This is a genomic window from Hahella sp. CCB-MM4, from assembly GCF_002260525.1.
Taxonomy (GTDB): domain Bacteria; phylum Pseudomonadota; class Gammaproteobacteria; order Pseudomonadales; family Oleiphilaceae; genus Hahella.
Map to the genome: position 1 here is coordinate 1 of NZ_MRYI01000109.1, position 394 is coordinate 394.

The 394-nt window shown below is 67.3% G+C and carries 1 protein-coding gene; it reads left to right on the plus strand.

Features of this window, described 5'->3' with window-relative positions; translation table 11 throughout:
* Nucleotides 1–15: 15 nt before the first annotated feature.
* The coding region (locus BTA51_RS29135) for an HAD family hydrolase (protein WP_141215728.1) at nt 16–394 on the plus strand (379 nt) is incomplete at its 3' end.

Genomic DNA, 394 nt, shown 5'->3' on the forward strand with positions numbered 1-394 from the left:
GGCAAGGACGACGTCATGGACCGGCTCGCCGATTGGGCCGAGGCCGAGGGCGTCGATCTGGACCCCGAGGACGTGCTGGAGATCTGGTTCGAGGCTGATCACGACCCCGATCCGGAGCTGGACCGGGTGCTGGCCCTGGTGGCCGGGGCCGGCGTGGCGCAGGTGATCCTGACGAACAGCGGGGCCCGCCGCGCGCGTTGGATCGCCCAAGATGCCGGTTGGTGCGAGAAGGTCGACGCGATCTATGCCTCGGGCGAGATCGGGATGATGAAGCCGGATGCGGCGGTCTATCAGTATCTGGAACAGGCGCTGGACATGCCGGCGCATGAGATCCTGCTGATCGACGATACGCCGAAGAATGTCGAGGCGGCGGAGAAGCGCGGCTGGCTGGGCT